The following is a 22,005-nucleotide window of genomic DNA, read 5'->3' on the forward strand; positions in this document are numbered from 1 at the left end:
TAGGGGCTTTGAACCAATTTTTAAGAAAGTTCAGCAATCCAGGGCTGTAATTTGCCTTGATAGCGATATTCTTTGAATTCTTGGCGCATTTCCTCGATTTCACTATTATCTGGCAGACTGCGAGTCAAGAAGTTATGCCGCATTTCTCCCAGGGCTGATAATCCACTTTGGGCTAACAAATAGCTAAAATTAGCTAAATTGCGTGGTTTCAACAGGCCGCGCCAGCCAAAACCTTTCCACTGGAACATTGCATACCAAATTGCCACATAGAAAAAGGTATTTTTCATGCTGGTGAAAATGTTGCAGCGTTGGGGTTCAAGCTTGCTATTTTCTAGGAAGTCTTCAAAGTGTTTAAAGGTATAGTAACTGCCGATTAGTTGATCGGCTCGAATCGCATCCATCAAACCCATATTAACTCCGCGCTCTACTAATTGGTTAGAGTCTTGATAGACATCCACGAATAAGCCATTGAGAAAAGTGCGGAAAGGTCCAGTAAACTGTTTCAGGAAAGCTGGATCTAAATGCCATTTACCTATGTACATGGGGACTAAGACACCAAACCACCACATATACTCAAAGTAAATCCGCCAACTCATGATACTGGCATGACCTAATTGTTTTTGATGTTCCTGCATGAAAGTGTTGACGCTATCAGTAAAAGCCAAATTGAAGTCATTGTAAACAGCCCGTTTTTCTTCAGCATTGGCCTCGTTTGCCAATTTGGCGCGGACAATTTCGGTAATGCTTTCAACGGCGATGGCAATCATCGTTGTTCCCAGGGAATAAAAAGCATCAAAAATACAGGCTGCATCTCCGACAACATACCAGTTATCAGGTGAAAACATCACTTTACTTTTGTGGGCAACTCGCGGCAAATAATGGAAGTCAACCAATTCACTACTTTGCAATAATTTATAGAGAACTGTATGGTTGGCTTTCAAGAAAGCAGTAAACTTTTCTTGGGTGTTTATGGTGGCTGAGGGAATGACATCATGGTGGTGAATGACTCCCAGAGAAAGTTCTTTACTATCTCGATCAATGGGAATCATCCACAGCCAATGACCAGGGCCAAAGTAATGGTTGGTAGCGTAGTAATGACTGACAGTGGTTCCTGCTGGATGATAACCACTATGGAAAATGGTCCGATCTACATCTTTAATCCTTACCCAAGCGGAGCCATTATTAACTCCTAAAAGTTGGTCTGAACCAAAAATGAGATTGTCGGTTTTTTTGCCGATAATAAATCGGCGACCAGCCGCATCAACAATGTGCTTGGCTGTTATTTCTATGGTTGTATCCTCTAATTTGACTGTGACGGTTTTGAGTTGATCGCCTTCGGTTAAATCTACATCGACAACTCTTCCGTTGTAGAAGATTGCTCCCATTTCCTTATTCATTTTGAGCAAGTCCCGTTCAAACTTTGCTCGGTTGATCTGAAAAGTCGGAATCGGGGGTTGACGATTGATCCAGACGTGATAATAATCGTCAATTGAATCAGTTTCAGCCGGATTTTTCGGCCAGTGGAAGTTCAGTCCCGCTTTGGGAGGATGATTTTCAATCATGTAATCATGCAGTCCCAACTCTTTACAGATGAGTAGGGCGGCTATTTCAACTGTAGATTCGCCAATTTTGAGGTCTGTATCGGGTCGATTTTCGGGACGAGGATCGATCAGCGCCACCCGAATATTAGGGATGTTGAGCATCAGGTGTCGCGCTTGACATAAGCCAGCAAAGCCAGCCCCCATAATGACCACATCGTAGTGCAAAGCTTGAGTCGTGTTCATTGATCAATTTCTCCTGATAAAGGGATGAGAATTACGGTTCTTCGTTACTAGGTCCGGTTTGATCGGGGGGCATAAATCGACTAAATCCTGATCTGGCAAGAGACTTAATTGATTAGTTCGTTCTAGATCAACCACAAAGGTTTTCATCGCGTATAATCCCCGTCTATTACATAACACAAACCGAAGAACCAGAATTACGTTAAGTTAGTTCAATTAAGAGGGAGAATCCTCTGAGGAAAGTATGGTTCGGCTCTCCATTAACCATTTTTCGATGCGTCGCCCTTGCCACATCCAAAGTCCAGTGAAGCTTAAGAGGGGAAAGACGACAATCCCGACGGCTATCAGCATTCCTGGATGATTGCGCCAGGGGGAATAGATAAAAATCCCTAAGAGAAGTGATGCCAAAATGTGGATCAGTCGGAGTTGGTTTCTCAATGATTTATTCGGCTTGTACATGACAAATTTTCCTGGGTAGATAGAGAAAAGTGAGAAAGCAGAATCTAGTCAGTAGGTTGGTCTGAGGATGGGGGAAAACCCATCCTACAGATTGGGTTTTCCTAGACCATTAACAGAGCCGCTTCCCTGGTGGTCGCCCTTGCGACTAAAGACTGCTTCACCGCCTCGGGCCAAGGTGCGGCCACAGCCGTTCCATCTTCTTGACGCTCCACCCAAGCCACATCTTGTTGACCGACATGGAGTTTTTCCAAAGTGCCATCAGGCTGTTCCCGGAAGAACTCAAAGTTGAAGGATGCGCCATACTCGGATACTGAACGCACATAGAGAAGGGTGCGAATGCGATCAAAAGGCATCGCTTCCCGTAGATAGTCCATGCGGGTATAGAGACAGACCATTTCCCCGCAAGGATTAGAAATCCGCAAATATTCAGGAGCAACCGAGTAAAGGAACAGGTCGAGAATGCGTCCTTGCCAGATGAAATAATTGCCGTAGTAAACATTACCGACCAAATTCGATTCTTCCAGAGTGGTTTGGAAGACCTCAGACCGCAATAACCGTCCATAGCGGCTTTCTTGTTGTGGAATGTCATCAATGACTGCGCCAGGCTTGAGGGAAGCAAGGCTCGCAGGTAGGGGAGCCAGAGGCAGGGTTTCCGGGTGTTTTAAATCAAGGCTGGCGGGTTTGTCAGCGGCAAAGCGAGCCAAATAGTCTTGGAGATAGGGCGGGAAAGGCATGGGAGCAGGAACCCCATAGCTGACTAACCGCACCCAAGTGGCTTTAACTTCGGCAATCGCCAGACGCTCTAGGGAATTATCGGGCAATACCTTACAAAACTCGATGTAAGTCTCAAAGGAGGAGCCGACAATATTGCCTACCCAAGCTCGCGCTTGAATCACATCATAGGAAGTGGCTTCTCCCACAACTCGCAGGCTAACGGAATTGGTAACCATGCCCCAATCTCCAGTTAGGAAGTCGGCTAACATTTGCTGGGCAATACTTTCCATCGGCAATTCCCGAATTTTGCCAATCCAGCGAAAATATTGGGCAAAGTAAACGTGACGGCTAATGCTACCACTATCTTTGAAACTGACTTGATAGCGTTGCTCATAGACTAATTGTCCTTGCGGCCCGTCATGAGTGTAGCGAGAGCTATGGCTGTCAATTTTCCCAGGTGTCGCTGGGATAATCGCCGCTTCCGTTGCTTGAGGAGACTGGAAATTAGCTTCTGTGGGAACAGACACTGGGGTGTGGGAAACCACAATCGCCACCATCCGTTCTGGTGGACGGGTTAATTTGACAGGGACAGTCAGCACTTGAGACTCACCCTCCGGGGTTGAGGTGGATAACAAGACCCCATCCCCTTGTTTCGCCACTAGAGAAAACTGCGGATCACTACCATTAAAAGCTTTGCGAACTGCTTCTGTGGCTGACCAAATCCTCATACCGGCACGCTCTTGGGTGTCTCCTTGGCGCACTAATTGCTCCATCAGTTGACTGCGGCGATCGCTTAAGAGGGCGACCCAGTCCTCGGTGCTGCGAGGGGTAATTGCTTCGATATCACAACCTTGGGGGGTTTCAGCGACAGTGCAGAGACAATAGCGATCGCAGTGAGATAAAGAAACATTTAACCCAGAAACTTGTGTCCCGCTCAGTTGAGGCTTACCAGAGGGGAGAGACTCAAGCTCGAAAACAAGTTTTTGATCGGGTTTGAGTCCTAGCTTAGTTTTCAGCGCGCGTTCTACAATGGGTTTTTCCTGTTGGCGGCGCTGTTCTAAGGATTTCCCTTGCAGGTTAGGCGCATAACCAAGCGCAACGGTAGGCGGTGGAATCTCGAATCCCTGACAAGTTGTCTGTAACACTTGTCGCAAGTGTTGGCGATCACGGGTTTCGGGATTACCTAACTCAGCAGCAGTAGGATTTTCCTGGTGTTCTTCGAGAATCCGTAGGCGATAACCGCTCAAGCGTTCAATTAAGTTCCCCTGCTCATCGGTAGCAATCACTTCACTAATATACTCCCGATCTTCCCGGGCCAATAGGTTAACGGTGACAAGGCGGCGACCTTGATCGCTGCTGGCCGGTTTAAATCGCTCAATCTTGGCAATTTCCACAGGCAAGCAGATATCTTGGGGAATGGTCAACTGTACCGATTGGAGCAAGACATCGCGAAAATAGGGATCGCCGAGGATTAAGGAGTGATTCAATCCTTTGCTAAAGCTTTGATTGGATAAATCTTCTCCAGAAAGTTGCGCGTGGGAACGGAAGACACTCTGTTTTTCACTAAGGGTGTAAATTTCACCCAGGCGTTGAAAACGTTCTCCCTGGAAGAGTAAATCCCCGTAGAGATCGGTTTTGGGAGCGATTGGAAGAGGTTCGCCTAATTCGGGTTTTTCCTGAGAAGCGGAAGTCAACTCTCCGAGAATGAGATTGGCAGAAAAATGAGCGAGAGAAAAGCCCGTTTGCTCGGTATAAATGCCGACTTTAACTCGACGTTCCCCATTGCTGGTAGCTTCGGCAATTTCTGCTTCAATTTGAATCTCAACTCCAGTCTCTGGATTAACGACTATTGGTCGTCGTAGAGAAATATCTTCTAGGCGAACAATTGGGGGGGTTGAGGTTCCTGTCAGGTAAGCTACAGCTTGGGCCATGGCACATAACCCAAACACGGTGGGGAACAAATAGGAACCGCGCCAAAGGTGGTCTTTGACATAGAGATCCTTCCCTAAACTCAGATGAGTCCGCACGGTCAAGGCTACCTGTGGTTCCACATATTGGACATTTTCGATAAAGCGCAGTCCGGCGGGAGAGGGTAAAGGGGTTGGTAACCAGGTATCTAAGCCACCCAAGCGAGCAGTGATTACTACCTGTGAGGTGCTTGGTGCGTTTTGGAAAAGCTTGAGAAAGCGGCTGACTCCTTCACTCGGAGCAATCGCCTTGATCCCCATGCGCTCCAGATGCTTGACACTGCCAAGACGCGCTCCCATGCCGATTTCATCCCAAACGCTATAAGCAAGCGCAAGTACCTGGGTTTGGGGGTGTTGGCGTTGGTACTGTTGTAACAGCAAGGACAGGGATTCATTGGCAAAGGCATACCAAGCATTACCAGGCATTCCAGTAACGCCGATAATCGAACTAAAAGCGATAAAGAGCTTGGGTGGGTTAGAGGCTAATGTCTGCAATAAGTTGTAAGCTCCCAAAAGTTTGGGTGAGACTTCTGTTTGAGCATCTTGGGGTCTAACTTGTTCGACGCGACGGGGTTGATTGAGTCCGGCTCCGTGAACTACTCCCGTGATGGGTCCTAATTCCTGGGTCACTTGGTCAACTAACTGTTGGACTTCGGTCGGATTGGCAATATTGCAGCGATAGTAAGCACCGGTGAGTCCTTGAGCCGCTAAGCGCTTGAGAGTTTGGGCAATTTCGCTGTTGCTATCTTCGGCGTCTGGCGCTGGTGCTCGCCCCACCAAAGCCATTTTCACTCCCGTTTCTTTTCCTAAAGCGAGAGCGCATTCGGCGGTAATTCCCTTGGCTCCACCTGTCACCAGAATTACGTCTGAAGCTGACCAGGTGAGGGAACGGGGCGTATAATCAATCGGCTGCTGTAACTGGGCTTGGGGGATTAGTCTTACTTGCGTCGCATCATAGCCAACGGTTGTAATCGCCTCAGATCCGGCTAGTTCCTGAATTACTAATTTACTGGCCTGAGTTGGTTCAATTTCTGCCGCCAAATCTATTACCCGGACTCGTGCTTCTTGGCGTTCTAGATGAACACTGCGGGCAAAGGCCGCGGCTGAAGCGACTTCGGGATGGTATTCCCCCTCACCAGTGCCAAAACGCCCCCCACCAAATTGAATATAAGCTAAAGTTGCCGAGGGATTGGTGTGGCTAATGGTAGCAACACTGCTGAGGCGAGTTACCATGGCGGCGAGGGGTAATTCCGATGGCAAGGGGGAAATATCGGGTAAAATCCCTAGATAGTGGGAGAATAAACCGATACTGGCGGGTTCTGCCGCTGCGATTTCGGCGTAGGTCTTTTGTTGGACTTGAGCGCCCAATTGCTCTAATTGCTTGGTAAGAGTTTGAGCAATCGATGTGCCAGCATTAGATAGATTCCCCAGGTCTAAAACATCAGAGACAATTAAGACTTGAGCTTGTGACCAATCAGTCGCAATTGTTGGTGGAGTCAGAGGTTGAGGGACATATTCAATGGCGTAGTTACGAACCCAGTTGACAAATGGGGGAGAATTGTTTTGGCTTGCTGGCAGCACTGGTGTTTTCTCTGAAGCAGCAGTTTTGACAGAGAGTTGGTTTGATACCTTCTCCAGCGCCGTAATGACATCCGCCAAAGTTCCATTCGCTAAAGCTGAGGGATCTAGTTTTCCAGTTGCTCCCACTTGTTTGACTGCTGTAGCAACTAGCTCGGCTGCTTTAATAGAATCGAGGTTTAAATCATCAAGAAGACGAAGATCGAGGCTGAGAGTATCTTTAGGAAACCCAGTCATTTCTTCGACTAATTCCAGTAGTTTTTGGGTAATATCGGGGGAAGTTGAAGGCGGGGAAGCCAGAGGCGCAACTTCTATGTGCTGAGGAATCCCAGTCGGCATTCCCACCGCAACAATGGCATCAATAGCCTGTTTTACTTCTTGCAAAGTAGCATTAGCTAAAGCAGAAGGATCAATTTTTCCGCTCACACCAAAGGTTTTGGCGGCTGTCGCTACTAACTCGCCAGCTTTGATGGAATCTAAATTCAAATCATCTAGTAGTTTGGCATCAAGATTGATGCTGGCTACTGGATAGCCAGTTTTTTCTGCAACTAACTCAATTAAACGTTTCTCAACAGTTAAATTGGTTTGGATTACTGTTGTTTCTGGGATTCGCTTGCCATTGCCATTGCTATGACCATTGCTATTAGCAGTGCTATGACTATTGCTATTAACAGGTCTATTTACCTGATCACTGTTCTGAAAGGGAATCAGATTAGTTGCTGGACTTTTAAGCAAAATATAAGACTGAAGATCTGCTTTGATAACTTGGGACAAAAACTGGCTTCGGTTAGAGAAGTAATGGGAGAGAATTTTGACAATCTCTTGATTGCCAACGGCTTGTTTGGAGTCAGAAGAATAAGTCATAATGTCCTCTAGGCATTGTGATTGTTTACAAAGGGTAAGCTTTGGATATCGGCACTGATTAACTCAGAGAGAAAAGAACCACGTTCCAGCAGGTAATTTGCCAAGACTGTCGTTAGTTCATCATCTGCAAAAAGACTTTCTGGTTGAGAAAAATTCGAGGAATAAGCGAGAGCCGTATTTGGTGATGACTGTTGTATTTCTCTCCAAGAGAAGGCAGAACTCGACTCAATTTCTTCAAGAGATACCGGAAAAGATCGTTCGCAGGGATTATCAACAAACAGACGCTCAGCAGCCGGGACAAAAGGACGAACCAGTCGTTGTTCATACAACGCTTGCCAGTTGAGTTCGCCTCCTTGGACAAAGTAAGCGGCTAAAAAAGTATTCAAATCGCAAGCGATACCCGGTTTTGACTCTAGGGGAAAACAGAGGGGAGAGGTCACTATTGCTCCCACTAAACCAGAAAGCACTTTTCCCGTTCCAACTTCAACTATCAAGTCACATTTATCCTTCAGATTTTCGACAAGAGAAACAAAATTTACCTGAGCAACAACCTGATGAGCAAAGTGTTCTTTTAAGTTGAGTCCTGAATTAACTATCTGGCCGTTGACACTGGTAAATAGAGGCAGAGAAACTTGCTCGAAAATCTCAGGAATGGGAGCTTCTTTTCGCAAATATTCAGCTGCTGTCGCCACCATTTGGGAGTGAAAAGCATTCGCTACTGGAAGTTGGCGAACTTGAATTTCTTGGGCTAGGGCAACGTCACAAACAGCAGCAACACTGTTTTTTTCTCCAGAAATAACTGTCTGTTGAGGACTATTGATATTAGCAACTGTTACATACCCAGAAATCCCTTGTAAGAGCTTTTGCGCGGTGGCATCCGAGCAAGCTAAACTCGCCATTGTCCCGATAGAATCGCCCTTAACTGTCATTGCTTTTCCCCGCATTGCGGCAAAGCAAAGGAGGGTTTTTTCATCATAAGCACCAGCCGCTTCAAAAGCAGTCAATTCGCCCAAACTATGACCCCCTAGTGCCACTGGTTCCAGTCCAAGTCGCTTCAGGTAATGCTTCCACAGTAGTGAAGTCAAGCAGATTGCTTGCGGTGCAACATCGGTGAGAGCCTTAAACCATTGTTCTACTTGTTGTTGGTTAACAGCGCGGTCAAGAGGACGGTAAATTAATGGACTAATCGGTTCAAAACCAGATTCAATCAGCCATAAATCTGCCCGTTGCACTAACTCTCTTGCCCAAGAATATCGCTCCACCAAAGTCCGGGCCATGTTCAGCTTTTGTGAACCTTGTCCTGGAAAGAGAAAAGCTACTCGAGAACGCTGCACTTGATGGGCGAGCCAGATGTCTTTTCGCTGGGATATATATGTTTCTCCCGCGGCTGGGGGTTGAGAGTGAAGAATGTTGATTAAATGCTCCAAGCGCTCCAGTAATTCTCTGGGGTTTTCTGCCACAATGGCGGCGCGAATTGAAGTCTGAGGGGCTAATTTTTGAGCATTCTGCGCTGCTAAATCCACCATATCTGCTAAACTCATCCCTTTGGCTTGTTCTGAGAAAATTTGCAGAGATTCCAGCAGTTGGGCAAGAGAATTAGCCCCGAAGACAAAGATTTCGCTATCTTGGTTGGAGACTAAAAGCGAACGCTGGTCTAAACTGGGTTTTAACCGGGGGGAAGGTGCATCACCAGATATTAGGGTTACATGGGAGTTAATGCCCCCAAAACCCATCGCCGACACTCCCGCCCGTAAAATCTCCGTTTCCGGGTAGACTTCCCCTAGTTGCACTGGATATAAACATTGGGCGCTCTCCTCGAAAACGGGATTCGGTTCTTGACAGTTAACGGTCGGGGGAACGATCCGCTGATTAACCGCCATGACCGCTTTAATGAAACCCCCGATCCCGGCCGCCGCTTTCGTATGACCAACTAGGGATTTAAAAGAAGTCATGCCACAGGAACGAGGGGGGGCAGGTTTCGAGGCGTTCATGGCTAGGGCTACCCCTTCAATTTCAGCCCGATCGCCTACGGGGGTTCCGGTTCCATGTCCTTCAATAAAATGAAGAGACTGGGGACTATAACCGGCTTTTTCGTAAGCTCTTAATAGGGCTTTGGACTGTCCCACCTTGGAGGGTGCGGTAATGCCTCCTTTGCCGTCGGAGGACAGAGCCCAACCGTCCAACAGGGCATAAATGTAGTCGCCATTGGCCTGTGCGTCGGCTAATCGTTTGAGAACGACAAAACCAGCTCCCTCCCCAGGGATAAAGCCACTGGCACGGCGATCGTACACTTTCATATCCTGGCTGGTTAAGGCGCCGGTTTTGGCGAAACCAATTAATTCAAAGGTATCGAGACTGATATCAATGCCACCGGCTAAGGCCATGTCTAAATCGCCATTACTTAAAGCGTTGGCGGCAGTGACAACGGCGATTAGGGAGGAGGAACAAGCGCCATCCACGGTATAACCACCACCGTCAAAATTAAAAAAGTTACAGATTCGTCCGGCTATGGTGTTGGACAGTCCTCCAGCAAGGGTATCTTCGGTAATGGGTGGGAAAACGGATTTATAGAATTTCTCCATCGTTTCGAGAAGTTCTGCCACAATTGTTCCAGACAGTCCTTTGACTTCGGCAGCGGCTCGCAAGGCTCTTCGTACGTAGGGCCAACGTAACCGCATCACATTCGATCGAGTATGTTCTCCAGTTAAGGAATTGCCGAGAATGACCCCAGTTTTTTGGGTGGGAATGGTATCTCGACGATACCCAGCATCTTCGATCGCTTTGTTGGCCACTTCTAAGGCTAACCAATGCACGATGTCGGTTCCATCGACCGTTTTTTTCGGAACTCGACGATTAACCCAGTCGAATTGAAAGCCATCAATGAAGGCCCCGCGTGTTCCGTAGGTTTTATCGGGAGTGGCGGGATCGGGATCATAATATTCCGAGAGTGGTAAACGTTGGTCGGGAAACTGGCGAAATTGACAACGACGCGCCAAAATATTCTCCCAAAGTTCGCTTAATTGGTTGGCACCAGGGTAATGGCAACCCATTCCGACAACGGCTATAGGATGAGCGATTTTATCGCTTTGAGTTTTCGGCATTTTTTTCCTTGTTTTGAGGACAATAATTGTGTTTGATAACTATCTGGTTATCCTAGTAGAGGGAACCCAGCCAGGTCTTTTTTCGGTATTTCCCGAAAGGTGATTATTTATGGTTATTTAGCAATTACAACTATCTCATTTGCACTTAAAATAACCTTGATAAAATCACGGTATATAAGCCAAGGTATTCAATTATTCAAAGTATTTTCCAGAGAAATGTTAAAGGGAAAACTTTAGCATTTACTCTATAGTTGTAACTTGTTCACAAGTATATGGGGAAGTTTCAGCAGTGACAATCGAAGTTTAGGATGTTAAGCAAGAAGATAAGCGGCCGGGGAGCATCTCATTTATGCAAGTGAGTAATTATGCTTGTCGCTAAAACTGACTTTTGGCAAGGCTTTCAAAATAGCTTGACATAAAACTTAATTTAGGAGTTACAAAGGTGAGATGCTCCCCAGCGGCCTAAGCGGCTCTTCTCGACTTTGTGTGATCATCAGTGCTGATCATTCGTAGGAGTCTTAGCGACGGCAAGACTTTGAAGACTATATTTCTGGAAAATTATCTCTATTCTTCTTCCTTCCACACAGAAACGAGGAGAGCCGATAAGCAGTAGATGCGTTTGGGAGTTTACCTCTTTCTAATGGTTATCTCTCGTCAAGAACCTTACTGCTATTTAGGGGTTGCTGAATAAATCTAAAAACATTGATTGTTGGATAAGACTTTTAGACTTTAAACGTTTAGAGAAGCTGGGTTATCCAGTTGCTCTTGAGCCTATTGCAGTTGTCTCTTAAATTGGTCTAAAATATGGTAGAGTTCGGCTGTTATTCGATAAGACTGCAGCTAACTGCTTTGCATGGGTTTTTAGTTGCGTTATTACTTTCAAGTCGGGAGTAACTGATCAGCTGTTGACCATCTAAATTACTCGTTAAGACTGCCTGAAGGCAGGGACCAGGGGGTCCAGGAGTTGGGAGTTTGGGCATTTCTACTAAAATTACCAATACGCAGTTTAAATGCAGTACAGCTTAACCGACTCCCTAACCCCCATCACCTTTTTACTTTTTACTTTGATAAAAAGGTTTTTTGACTACGGTAGCGGGGTAGGTGGTGCCGCGGATTTCCACTTCGATCGCCTGTCCGATCGAGGCGAAAGCTGTGGGAAGATAGGCTAAAGCGATCGCTGTGTTTAAAGTTGGTGATAAAGTGCCACTGGTGACTTTACCCACCACTTCCCCAGCGAATACTACTGGATAATCGTGACGGGCGATATGTTTGCCGGACATCTGCAATCCCAGCAAGAGCCGATTCACACCATTAAGTTTTTGGTCTTCAAGGACATCACGACCGATAAAATCGCCTTTTTCTGGTAGATGAACCAACCAATTTAGGCCAGCCTCTAGGGGAGTCGTGCTATCGTCGATATCCTGTCCATAAAGGGCTAAAGCTGCCTCTAAACGCAGGGTATCCCGCGCCCCTAAACCGCAGGGAGTCACCCCTAAATTTAAAAATTCTGTCCAAAGTTGCTGTCCGATTTCAGGAGGGGCCATAATTTCAAAACCATCTTCTCCCGTGTAACCGGTCCTAGCGATAAAAACTTTTTCCCCGAAAAGCTGGCTTTCCCAGTGATTAAATAGCCCAAAATCGCTTAATTTTTCCCCGATCAAGGGCTGTAAAATTGTGGCTGCCTTGGGTCCTTGCAGGGCAATTAAGACCCTTTCTCGGGATAAATCCTTTAATTTGACCCCCGATCCCTCTAAATTGCCTAAAATCCATTCTCGATCTTTATCGGTGGTTGCGGCATTAACAATTAATACGCCCTGGCTTTCGCTTTGGTAGTAAAAGATAATATCATCGATTATGCCACCGTCTGCGTTAAGTAAAACGCTATACTGTGCCTTTCCTGCGCTTAAACGGGCTAAATTAGAGGGAACTAGGGTTTGGAGAGATTGAACCAGATTATCTCCAGTTAAGATAAATTTGCCCATGTGGGAAATGTCAAACATCCCGACACCGTTGCGGACAGCATTATGTTCGATTTTTAGGCCGCTAAACTGTATCGGCATCTCCCAACCCGCAAAAGGGGTAAATTTACTGGTTTGTTGGGCAATTAGCTCGTATAAGGGGGTACGAATAGCGGGGGAAGTTGCTTCTTGGTTAGCCACGGTGATCTCGAGCGAATGATTTTCTGCCTAGAGTAGCATAGCAGTTATCAGTTATCAGTGACCAGTTATCAGTTATCAGTGATCGATCACTATCCACTAAGCTAAGACGCATTTAAACCGCTTATTCTTAGATTAGCCGAACCTCCCCCAATCCCTTTACTGTTGCCTTTTGCCTCTTGCCTTTTGCCTCGTCTCAACAAGCAATTTAAATTACGAACAGCTTAACTACTATCCACTATCCACTATCCACTATCCACTATCCACTGATTACTGATTACTGATTACTGAAAAAGTTCCCCACTCCCTTAACCTTTCTCGCACTCTGTCAATGGGAATTGCGAAACCGCAGCCCAATCTAACGGCATTTTCTAGGGGTTTAGGAGTGGAGGGATTGTCACAAAATAAACTCGCTTGGGAAATCACTCCCACCACTTGATTTTTATCGTTTAAAACTGGACTTCCCGACTGTCCAGAAACGACAAACATGGATAAACTTAAGGATTTTTGGTTATTATCATTAACAGTGCCTTTGCTGACAGTCCAATCTTTTTGATTAAAAGGATTACCGATCGAGATTACTGGTTGATTAGCGGCAATTGGTAGGGGTGCTAAAGCTAAAGGTTTTAAATCTGGGGGGGGATTTTTTACCTCTACGACTGCTAAATCGAGCCAGTCGTTAGGGGTGGTAATGTGGAGAATTTTAGCTTTTGAACGCTTGCGAATTTTTCCCTGGGGGGGTTGGCTATAATACTCGACAAAAATGCGCGCCTCTGCATCGATTTCTTGACGGGAATTCGTGACCACATGGCGGTTAGTCACGATCCAAGCTGTATCTTGATCTCGTTTTAATAACCAACCAGTGCCGATGCCATTTTTATTTTGGCCGCGAATGACAATTTTAACAATTGAGCGTTTTAAATTCACCAGAGGATCACTCTTAACACTGGGAATTATCTCTGGCATTTTTAATAATTCGGGATGATCGTGAATTAATCGCCCCCGTTGGATTTCCTGTAAAATAAATCTAGCTTCTGATAAATTGGGATCAATTTCTACGGCCTGCCGACACCAATTTAGACCCTCATCGATCTGACCGCTATTGATATAGGTATAACAGAGATTTTCGTAAATATTGGCATTTTTGGGGCTAATTTGCCGCGCCTGTTGAAAAACTGCCATCGCTTCCCCTAGTTTTCCCTGTTCCGCTAAAGCTTTACCTAAATAATTATAAATATCCCCATCTTTAGGAGCGTAAATTAAAGCCTGCCGATATATTTGCTCTGCTTCCTCCCATTTTCCCTGTTTTGCTAGGGTTTCTCCTAATTTTTTGGAGGTTTCACCCTGATTAGGTATCAATTCTAGAGCTTGCTGATAGGCATAACTGGCCTCTGGCCAGAGTTGCTGTTCACTGTAGGCCTTTCCCAGATAAAAATAGGCTTTTCCCTGACTAGGATCGAGAAAAACCGCTGCTTGCAGAGCTTTCGCTGCCTCATCCCAACGTTGTAAATTATAGAGAGCTTTTCCTAGCTGAAATTGCGCTTTAAAAGTTGGTTTAATGATAATTGCTTTTCGGTAAGCATCGATCGCCTCTGACCATTTTTCCTCTTGGGCGAAGATATCTCCCAAAGCGACTAAATGATTACTTTGGGAGGGTTCCATCGGTGGTTTATCATTAACGATAAAGCCACGATCATAGGCTTGTAAGGCTTCAGAATAGCGTTTTTGACTTTGCAACACCTGAGCGATTTTTATATGGGCTTGTCCCGAATTTTCGTCAAAAGATAAAACTGTTCGGTAAGCAGACAGAGCCGATTCCTTCTCCCCCGCGGCCAAAAGTCGATCGCCTTGCCAAAGATAAGCCAGGGCAATAAGATAAAAAATAGCAAAGGGAGCGGCGGCGATGAAGGCAATAATTAAAAATATTTGCAGGGGTTTGCTAGAATAGCGGCGACCGATTTTAATATCTTTTCTTTTCATTTCTTGGTTAGGATAGACCACAGGCCAGAGATGGTTCGATAGGTGCAATTAATTTTGTCTATGTAATTATAGAGGATTAGGGCAATAGTTAAGGTTGTGGCTGTTAGCTTGGATGGTTTTCTCCATCTTGTTTGTCAAGCTCCTTTACCCAGTATGCTGCCGCGATCATCAATAATAGTATCGTTGGCAATTAAACTTAAAAATGGAATTAGGCGATCGCCTTTTGGTGGTGGATGATGTGTCGGAAAATCTCCTACTCACTAAAGTTAACTTAACACTAACCTTATTTAAGAACACTGGTCGGCAATTCCCGTCCATGGTTAATTAAGAAAAATAAACTGTAGCGAAATATACTTTTTTCCATGTTCTAATGGGGATAGATAGGGGAAAAAAAATCATGTCGAAATCACTCTTTACCGATGCCAGCAGTCGCCTAGAACGCGCCCTTAAGTATGTCTCCATTTCCGATGATGCGATCGAGCGGTTAAAATATCCCAAAGCCAGTCTCAGCATCTCCATACCCGTCCGTATGGACAACGGCACTTTAAGAATCTTCCAAGGCTACCGCGTCCGCTACGATGACACCCGCGGTCCTGGAAAAGGAGGTGTGCGCTATCATCCCAACGTCAGCATTGATGAGGTGCAGTCCTTGGCCTTTTGGATGACCTTTAAATGCGCCCTGCTGGATTTGCCCTTTGGTGGGGCTAAGGGCGGCATTACCCTCAATCCGAAAGAATTGTCAAAGGCCGAGTTAGAACGCCTTAGCCGGGGCTATATCGAGGGTATAGCCGACTTTATTGGTCCTGATGTCGATATTCTTGCCCCCGATGTCTATACCAACGAGATGATCATGGGTTGGATGATGGACCAGTACAGCATCATTCAGCGTAAAATTAGTCCGGCGGTGGTGACGGGAAAACCTTTAACCATGGGGGGCAGTCGCGGCCGCGATACGGCGACGGGAACGGGAGCTTTTCATGTTATTAACTCTCTTTTGCCGAAATTAGACAAAAAACCCGCTAATACTACCGTGGCCGTCCAGGGATTCGGTAACGCCGGGGCCGTAGTAGCGGCTCTCTTAGCCAAGGCTGGTTATCAAGTGGTGGCGGTAAGTGATTCCCAGGGCGGCATTTATCGGGAAAAAGGCCTAGATATTGCCAGCATTCGTCAGTATAAACAGGAACATCGCGGGATTACTGCTATTTACTGTGAGGGGACCGTGTGTAATATCGTGGAACACGAAGCGATTAGTAATGAAGAATTATTAGCCCTAGATGTGGATGTTTTGATTCCAGCCGCCCTAGAAAACCAAATTACCGCCGCAAATGCCGATCGCGTGCGGGCAAAATATATCTTTGAAGTGGCCAATGGTCCCACTACCTCGGAAGCCGATCGCATTTTAGACTCAAAAGGGATTCTCGTTTTCCCCGATATTTTGGTTAACGCCGGTGGGGTAACGGTGAGTTATTTTGAATGGGTGCAAAATCGCAGCGGTCTTTATTGGCAATTAAACGAGATAAATGAGCGCCTAAAAGAAAGAATGGTGACAGAAGCCGAAAAAGTCTGGTCTTTCGCTCAGGAATTCGATATATCTCTGCGTACCGCCGCCTACGCCCACGCTATTGATCGTCTCGGTGAAGCCCTAGATGCCAAGGGAACCCGCGACTATTACCAAAATAAGACGGGAGCTTAGGGACTTGCGTAGGAATAATATCCCAGCTTTGAAAATCGCTCTGTAGAAGAACCAGACCAGCCAGATGCCACATTATCAAAGCGCAAGTCCCTAACATCTCGAAGGCTCTCGCCCTACTTAGGGTGATCAGCAAACCTGATCGATCGGAGGGCGCAAGCTTTGCGCCCCTACAGTAACGGATTTTGTCCACAATGCAGGAGCGAAGTGCGATCGCACAAAAGGTACATTATCAAAGCGCAAGTCCCTTACCGCCGGCTTTGATTTAATTCGAGTGGCGATCGCTCGTCATCCCGGTCAAATCATTCCTCTTTCCGTATCTTGGTTTGGTGATGCCGATGACTTTTTGTCTATGGATGTTAAAGTAACCATTCGCAAGCTGGGGACGCTGCCAGATTTTGATCCCAGGGAATAGGGGAAATTATCGGGTTTTTCCTTGACTGGCGATCGCAGAAAACGGGGTTCTCCGAGAAACCCGTTTTCTACTCATGCAATAAAGCGAAGATTGCCGTTAGGTTCTAACATTTTTATCGATTTTTGTCAAGATATATTTGACACAATTTATTAGAAAAAGGGTTTCTAAAAGAAACCCTTTTTCTGTTTTCCAACTAATCCTATTTGACCTAATAGGTAAGGGTTCTTTAAGAAGGTAGTAATACCTTTTATATTTACCGTTTCCAACTAATCCTATTTGACCTAATAGGTAAGGGCTCGTACTATTCTGGCACGTTAAATGGCTAATGAAGGGTTTCCAACTAATCCTATTTGACCTAATAGGTAAGGGTTTGGAATTAGTTGCAAAGCTGACCCCCGAAAAGTTAATGTTTCCAACTAATCCTATTTGACCTAATAGGTAAGGAGTTCAGCAGTTGCTGAACAGAATCTTCGGAGTATAAAAAAGTTTCCAACTAATCCTATTTGACCTAATAGGTAAGGAAAAGAACAGAAAAAGAATTTAGTAGCCACCTTTAATTGTTTCCAACTAATCCTATTTGACCTAATAGGTAAGGTTAACCAAGAGCAAGAGTTAAACAAAGAACTTGAGTTAAAAAAGTTTCCAACTAATCCTATTTGACCTAATAGGTAAGGAATCCCACAGAAACCGTGGTGGTTTTTGTGGCTATTCTTTTCGGCACGTTTCCAACTAATCCTATTTGACCTAATAGGTAAGGAGTACCCCTTGGAAAGCCTTATCGAGAGGGGAAGACAGACACCCAAATCGACGCACCTGCAATCCATAGGGTAAAAAGGTGGTAGTGGGGGGGGTAAAAGTCCCGATACCAAAGGGTAGAACCCTGACGGGGAGAGCAATCGACACACCTCAACCAGAGAATCGGGGTTTTGGGAGTCGGGGAGAGGGTGCATCGATTTTCAGCCAAGAGTTCTTGGACAAGCTAGATGATATAGACAGTTGGGGGTGGTTGAGGAGGAGAACCTCCAATTACCAACACCCTAGAGACTGCTTCTTCGGAAATCCCATAGAAGCGTACATCATCCTCTTGAGGATTGACCCTTTCTACTACTTTAGCGTATAGTTTCCGCATCTGGTCGAGGGAGAGAAAACATTCAAAGGCCGACTTTTGCACTCGGCGACCGTAACCTTCTAGAAAAGTGGCTAGCTTATCCCGTCTTTTGTCGTCAGGAATATCATAAATCACTACGACCAGCATCAGTGCGCCCTCAAAAACGATTGGTAGGGAACCGATTCCAACAGACAGTGTTTATAGCGTTGAACTTGTAGGTGAATTGCGCGACGGTAGGAGACGGGGGATTGTACATCTGGGTGATTGACCTCTTGGTTCATGCGTTCTTCAAACTCCCGCAGAAAAATTCTTCGTGGGGTTTCCGTAAGATAGACGCCACCCTCCTCATCTGGATAGGTAAAATCCGTCGGTTTTAACACCTGTTTATTAATCAGGGTTATGACCAAGCTATCGGTAATTGGAGAACGGAATTCCTCCATCAAATCCAAAGCCAATTCCGGTTTTTTCTCTTGGGAACGATGGAGATTGCCCAGATAGGGATTCATTCCCTCCGCTAAAATTAGACTCATGACATTGTTGAATAAGAGGGTGTAACCGAAACTCAGCAGGGAGTTGACAGGATCCTTGGGAGGTTGGCGATTTCGTTCGCTGAAAACAAATCCAGGGTTAACTAGCAAGTTTCCCCAAGCTGAGAAATAATTAGCGGCGCTGTTCCCCTCGTGACCTAACAGAGAATCGAGAGAGTCCACCGTCCCAATCGTCTCCAGATGGGAAGAAATCGCCGTGATATTTGCCGCTACTGTCTCTAAACGGCGTTTACGGTTCAATCTGAGCAGTAATTGCTTAGAATTTCTTAATTTACCCTCCACCAGACTTTTGGCCATCTCTAGCTGAAAATCGGGATTATCTCGATACTCGAACTGTAGCAATTGGCTATCGAGGTCGCCACTTTCGGCACTATAGAGATGTCCCTTGTATTCTCCTAACTGACTGAGGAAAATAACGGGGATATGGGAATTAAGACAGGTTTCGATAACTGAAGTCGAAATTTGAATGTTGCCATAGATGAGAATTCGCTCGATTTCTCGCACAGGAATCTCGATACTTTCTTCTTTGGGGGGTTGGAGAATAAAGCGTCCCTGTTCTTTTTTTACATTCGTCCCCTGTTGTACTAGATAAAGACTGGCCATTTTTGGACTCCACGCTAATTCTTTTGAGGTAATCACCACCTTTTCCACGGGTCTTACCTGATAACCCAAAACTACATACAAGGGAGGAGGTATCGGATGCTGTTTTTCCCGCAAACTCTCCAGTAAAGCTAACTGCATCGCTGTCGGGTAAGTAAAATTATCGGTGTGGATAAGGTGAAAGTCTCTCTCTGGTTGGGTTTGGCAGTGAATTTTCTCGCTAATCGGTTGACAGGGAATCATCAAGTCTTCGGTGAATACTTGTCCCAAAAAGCGAAATCCTCGTTTAAAATTAGTGATTTCGGTTTTATCTGGATGTAATTCCAGTCCCATCTCCTCAAGAATGTCTCTAACCTCTGATTGTGCTTGCAGAATCCGCTTACGGCTGCGGGACAAAACGACAAAATCATCAGCATAACGAATGAGTTTCAGGTCCGAATCGCTGACGATTTCATCAAAATCATCCAGATACACATTTGCCAACAGGGGAGAAATTACTGCTCCCTGGGGAATACCTTTAGGGGGGATAATTAAGCCATCTTCTGTTAGAACGGGGACGGTAATCCAAGCGTTGATTAAAGTAACTAGCCAAGCTAAATCAACACTTTCTTTTAATTCTTCTATTAAACGTTTGTGAAGAATATTATCGAAATACTTGACAATATCCCCATCTAGTACCCAATCGTAGCCTTGATCCCGCCATTTGGCCACGGTTAAGGCCGCCATTTGATGGCTGCGGTGAGGACGATAGGCAAAGCTACAATCCTCAAAATCTGCCTCGACAATCGGGTGCAGAATCTGTAACAATGCTTGCTGAATAATTCTGTCCCGCACCGTGGGGATTCGCAATTCCCGTCTAGTACCTTTTTTGGTAGTGATAAAGAGTTGTTTGAGCGGTAAAGGTCGATAATCGCCTTTCTTGAGTAGTTCTTGCAGGTTTTTTAAGTTTTGTTCTTTGCGATAGGCGAATTTTTCGAGGGTTTCCCCATCCACTCCCGCACATCCCTTGTTACTAGCGACTTTTTTCCAGGCAGTATCAAGGTTATCGAGAGAAAAAAATTTTTGTCTGAGTTTGAACATAGGAGTTTATTAACCTAAAGTTGCAATTTGTAGATAAACCAAGACATTCCCAGGTTTCGAGTTTTTTTAAGGATTTTTTAGCCCCAAAAATCCCCCGATTCCGGCGAGTCATCAGTATCATGAATAACAACAACAAGTTTTAGGTCTAATCCGATAAAAATCATGGACTCTTTTGGATTTGGTGGGTAAAATGTATTCTGAAATACAGTTCTACTGGCGAGGGAGTAGAGGGAACCACACCAGACACAGAGGACACAGAGATCGATCGATCCTATGTAAGTTAAACTGATCACACAGAACCTAGAAGAGCCGAATTATGACCTACCTATCTCCTAAATTATTCACTTTTGAAGATTTTTTGGCTCAGTATGGAGATGACCCACGCTATTAATTAATTGACGGGGAGTTGCGAGACGTGGAACCCACTAAACCTCATGAATCCGTAGCGGGAAAAATCGCAGGAAGACTGTGGGGAGAAATTTTTCGATTACATCTACCCTGGACAATTCCTAAAAACTGTTTGCTCCGTCCAGAATCCAGTCAAACTACTTCTTTACGTCCCGATGTCATCATTTTAGAAGTTTCCCGCAGCACCGAACCTCTCTGGGAAAAACAACCCATTTTAACTAGCTCCCAAGCAATTAAATTAGTGGTAGAAGTGGTTAGTATTAATTGGCAAGATGATTATGCACGCAAAGTTGAAGAATACTCATCTTTGGGTATTGCTGAATATTGGATTGTCGATTTTCGTGGATTGGGTGGCATCTCTTTTATCGGTAAACCCAAACAGCCTACCCTGACCATTTGTCAGCTAGAAGACGATGAATATCAACAAAAGTTATATCGTCTTTATGAGCGCATTAGTTCAGCAGTTTTTCCCGAATTGTCTCTCTGTCTTCTCGATATTATTCCCTAACTTTCTAGAAAAAATATGCTGACCTCTCTGCAAAATGTCCTGAGTAATCTTCGTCAATCTCCCAATAATATTATCTTTAATCCCCTCACCAATGCAGGATTAGCCATCGCCGCTATTTTAGCACTAATTGCCGATCAATTTGGCCAGGGATACTATCTAATTTTTCTGATTACTTTGGCTCTAGTTATCATCGGTATCTGGCAAGAATCTCAGAAATACGACCTCTATAAACATCAGGCGATTCCTTTACCGATAGTGATTAAAATTGCTAATCCTGCCGATAGTAATAAAGCTCTGCAATCACTTTTTAATATCATCGAAACAGAAAATAAATACAAGGATCATAAAAATAATCTCGACAGGTATCTCAATATTAGCGAAACAGATTTAATTTTTAACTATTCCTGTGATATTTATGATCAAGAAATGCTGAAAGCTTTTCTGCAAATACTACGCTATAATCTAGAGAAACTTAAGAAAAAAACTCCCCAAAATACTATTATTTATCTTGCCTATATCGGACCGATTAGCGTCGCTATTATGGTCGGTACTATTCTCGCTACCGAAGGAGTAAAAATCTTTCAATATAATAATTCTTCTGATAGTTATTATCCTGTGGTGGAAATTAGCGATCGCAAATTAAAAGAAAGTATTAAAGAATACGAAAAATTTGAGTGGACTGTCACCAAAAAAGGTCAAGATAGAGTAACTATAGCCATCGATGTTTCTTCCCATAAAATAAATCTTAATGATGAGAGTATTGAAAACTACGGCGATTTAATTTATCTGAAAAGTAAAGGCAGTGGTACAATTGAAAGAAATGAAGATTGGCTACAATATTCTAGAGAAATCTTTGCCACTATCAATATGACTCAACAAAACAACTATCAAGAGATTAAGCTAGTTTATTCTATACCTATAACTTTGGGAATACTTGTCGGAATGACCGTTCAACAATACTGGCCAATTCTCCTAACTCAATACGAAAATTCTACCTACAGAAATCTTATTAATCTTCAGGAACTTAAACTTTATCGAGGACAATAAA

Annotated in this window: 11 protein-coding genes, 2 pseudogenes and 1 CRISPR repeat array; of the genes and pseudogenes, 5 read left to right on the top strand and 8 right to left on the bottom strand. The window is 44.8% G+C overall.

Translation table 11 applies throughout. The annotated features are described in order from the left end of the window. Positions 1-20 precede the first annotated feature (20 nt). The 6 genes from GQR42_RS10745 to GQR42_RS10770 form a co-directional block, all read right to left on the bottom strand. Positions 21-1,784 carry an NAD(P)/FAD-dependent oxidoreductase gene (locus tag GQR42_RS10745; protein WP_158199978.1) on the bottom strand — a complete coding sequence of 588 codons (1,764 nt, stop codon included), beginning with the start codon at positions 1,782-1,784 and terminating at the stop codon, positions 21-23. 213 nt (positions 1,785-1,997) lie between these two features. Further along, a complete protein-coding gene (locus GQR42_RS10750; protein WP_002740859.1) occupies positions 1,998-2,240 on the bottom strand; it encodes a hypothetical protein in 243 nt (80 codons plus the stop codon). A 101-nt stretch (positions 2,241-2,341) separates the two neighbouring features. Further along, positions 2,342-7,363 (bottom strand): SDR family NAD(P)-dependent oxidoreductase, encoded by a 5,022-nt coding sequence (locus GQR42_RS10755; RefSeq protein ID WP_158199979.1) that lies wholly within the window; start codon positions 7,361-7,363, stop codon positions 2,342-2,344. Between the two features lie 8 nt (positions 7,364-7,371). Further along, positions 7,372-10,464, bottom strand: a complete 3,093-nt coding sequence (locus tag GQR42_RS10760) for a type I polyketide synthase (RefSeq protein ID WP_158199980.1) — start codon at positions 10,462-10,464, stop codon at positions 7,372-7,374. A 1,052-nt stretch (positions 10,465-11,516) separates the two neighbouring features. After that, positions 11,517-12,623 (bottom strand): glycine cleavage system aminomethyltransferase GcvT, encoded by a 1,107-nt coding sequence (gcvT, locus tag GQR42_RS10765; protein WP_158199981.1) that lies wholly within the window; start codon positions 12,621-12,623, stop codon positions 11,517-11,519. 267 nt (positions 12,624-12,890) lie between these two features. Beyond that, entirely contained in the window at positions 12,891-14,600 is a 1,710-nt protein-coding gene (locus GQR42_RS10770) for a serine protease (protein WP_158202444.1), read from the bottom strand. 96 nt (positions 14,601-14,696) lie between these two features. On the opposite strand from GQR42_RS10770, the gene GQR42_RS10775 reads away from it, so the two are divergent. The 3 genes and pseudogenes from GQR42_RS10775 to GQR42_RS10785 form a co-directional block, all read left to right on the top strand. Then, positions 14,697-14,837 carry a hypothetical protein gene (locus tag GQR42_RS10775; RefSeq protein WP_158199982.1) on the top strand — a complete coding sequence of 47 codons (141 nt, stop codon included), beginning with the start codon at positions 14,697-14,699 and terminating at the stop codon, positions 14,835-14,837. 160 nt (positions 14,838-14,997) lie between these two features. Continuing rightward, the gene (locus tag GQR42_RS10780) at positions 14,998-16,293 is read left to right on the top strand and encodes a Glu/Leu/Phe/Val family dehydrogenase (RefSeq protein WP_199273304.1); all 1,296 of its coding nucleotides are present in this window, start codon (positions 14,998-15,000) and stop codon (positions 16,291-16,293) included. 244 nt (positions 16,294-16,537) lie between these two features. Next, positions 16,538-16,705, top strand: a pseudogene (locus GQR42_RS10785) (transglutaminase family protein); the annotation flags it as partial. A 185-nt stretch (positions 16,706-16,890) separates the two neighbouring features. Continuing rightward, positions 16,891-17,462: direct repeats of the CRISPR family, unit length 36 nt; unit sequence GTTTCCAACTAATCCTATTTGACCTAATAGGTAAGG. A 222-nt stretch (positions 17,463-17,684) separates the two neighbouring features. Here GQR42_RS10785 and cas2 read toward each other — a convergent pair. Both cas2 and cas1 read right to left on the bottom strand, forming a co-directional pair. Further along, on the bottom strand, positions 17,685-17,960 hold the full coding sequence (gene cas2 / locus GQR42_RS10790) for a CRISPR-associated endonuclease Cas2 (protein ID WP_158199984.1): 276 nt from the start codon (positions 17,958-17,960) through the stop codon (positions 17,685-17,687). Beyond that, positions 17,960-20,041: a CRISPR-associated endonuclease Cas1 gene (cas1, locus tag GQR42_RS28650; RefSeq protein ID WP_158199985.1), complete on the bottom strand. Its 2,082-nt coding sequence runs from the start codon at positions 20,039-20,041 to the stop codon at positions 17,960-17,962. Before cas1 ends, cas2 begins: the two co-directional genes overlap by 1 nt. A 316-nt stretch (positions 20,042-20,357) precedes the next feature. On the opposite strand from cas1, the pseudogene GQR42_RS10800 reads away from it, so the two are divergent. Together GQR42_RS10800 and GQR42_RS10805 are read left to right on the top strand one after the other, a co-directional pair. After that, positions 20,358-20,957 (top strand): annotated as a pseudogene (locus tag GQR42_RS10800) (Uma2 family endonuclease). 15 nt (positions 20,958-20,972) lie between these two features. Next, positions 20,973-22,004, top strand: coding sequence for an SAVED domain-containing protein (locus tag GQR42_RS10805; RefSeq protein WP_158199986.1), 1,032 nt, complete (start codon positions 20,973-20,975; stop codon positions 22,002-22,004). The last annotated feature ends 1 nt before the right edge of the window (position 22,005 follow it).

The organism is Microcystis aeruginosa FD4 (assembly GCF_009792235.1).
GTDB lineage: Bacteria > Cyanobacteriota > Cyanobacteriia > Cyanobacteriales > Microcystaceae > Microcystis > Microcystis viridis.

What these genes read in the sequence shown, in the direction of transcription:
- GQR42_RS10745 (WP_158199978.1), bottom strand. Translation starts at nt 1,784, where the DNA reads ATGAACACGACTCAAGCTTTGCACTACGATGTGGTCATTATGGGGGCT.
- GQR42_RS10750 (WP_002740859.1), bottom strand. Translation starts at nt 2,240, where the DNA reads ATGTACAAGCCGAATAAATCATTGAGAAACCAACTCCGACTGATCCAC.
- GQR42_RS10755 (WP_158199979.1), bottom strand. Translation starts at nt 7,363, where the DNA reads ATGACTTATTCTTCTGACTCCAAACAAGCCGTTGGCAATCAAGAGATT.
- GQR42_RS10760 (WP_158199980.1), bottom strand. Translation starts at nt 10,464, where the DNA reads ATGCCGAAAACTCAAAGCGATAAAATCGCTCATCCTATAGCCGTTGTC.
- GQR42_RS10770 (WP_158202444.1), bottom strand. Translation starts at nt 14,600, where the DNA reads ATGAAAAGAAAAGATATTAAAATCGGTCGCCGCTATTCTAGCAAACCC.
- GQR42_RS10780 (WP_199273304.1), top strand. Translation starts at nt 14,998, where the DNA reads ATGTCGAAATCACTCTTTACCGATGCCAGCAGTCGCCTAGAACGCGCC.
- cas2 (WP_158199984.1), bottom strand. Translation starts at nt 17,960, where the DNA reads ATGCTGGTCGTAGTGATTTATGATATTCCTGACGACAAAAGACGGGAT.
- cas1 (WP_158199985.1), bottom strand. Translation starts at nt 20,041, where the DNA reads ATGTTCAAACTCAGACAAAAATTTTTTTCTCTCGATAACCTTGATACT.
- GQR42_RS10805 (WP_158199986.1), top strand. Translation starts at nt 20,973, where the DNA reads ATGCTGACCTCTCTGCAAAATGTCCTGAGTAATCTTCGTCAATCTCCC.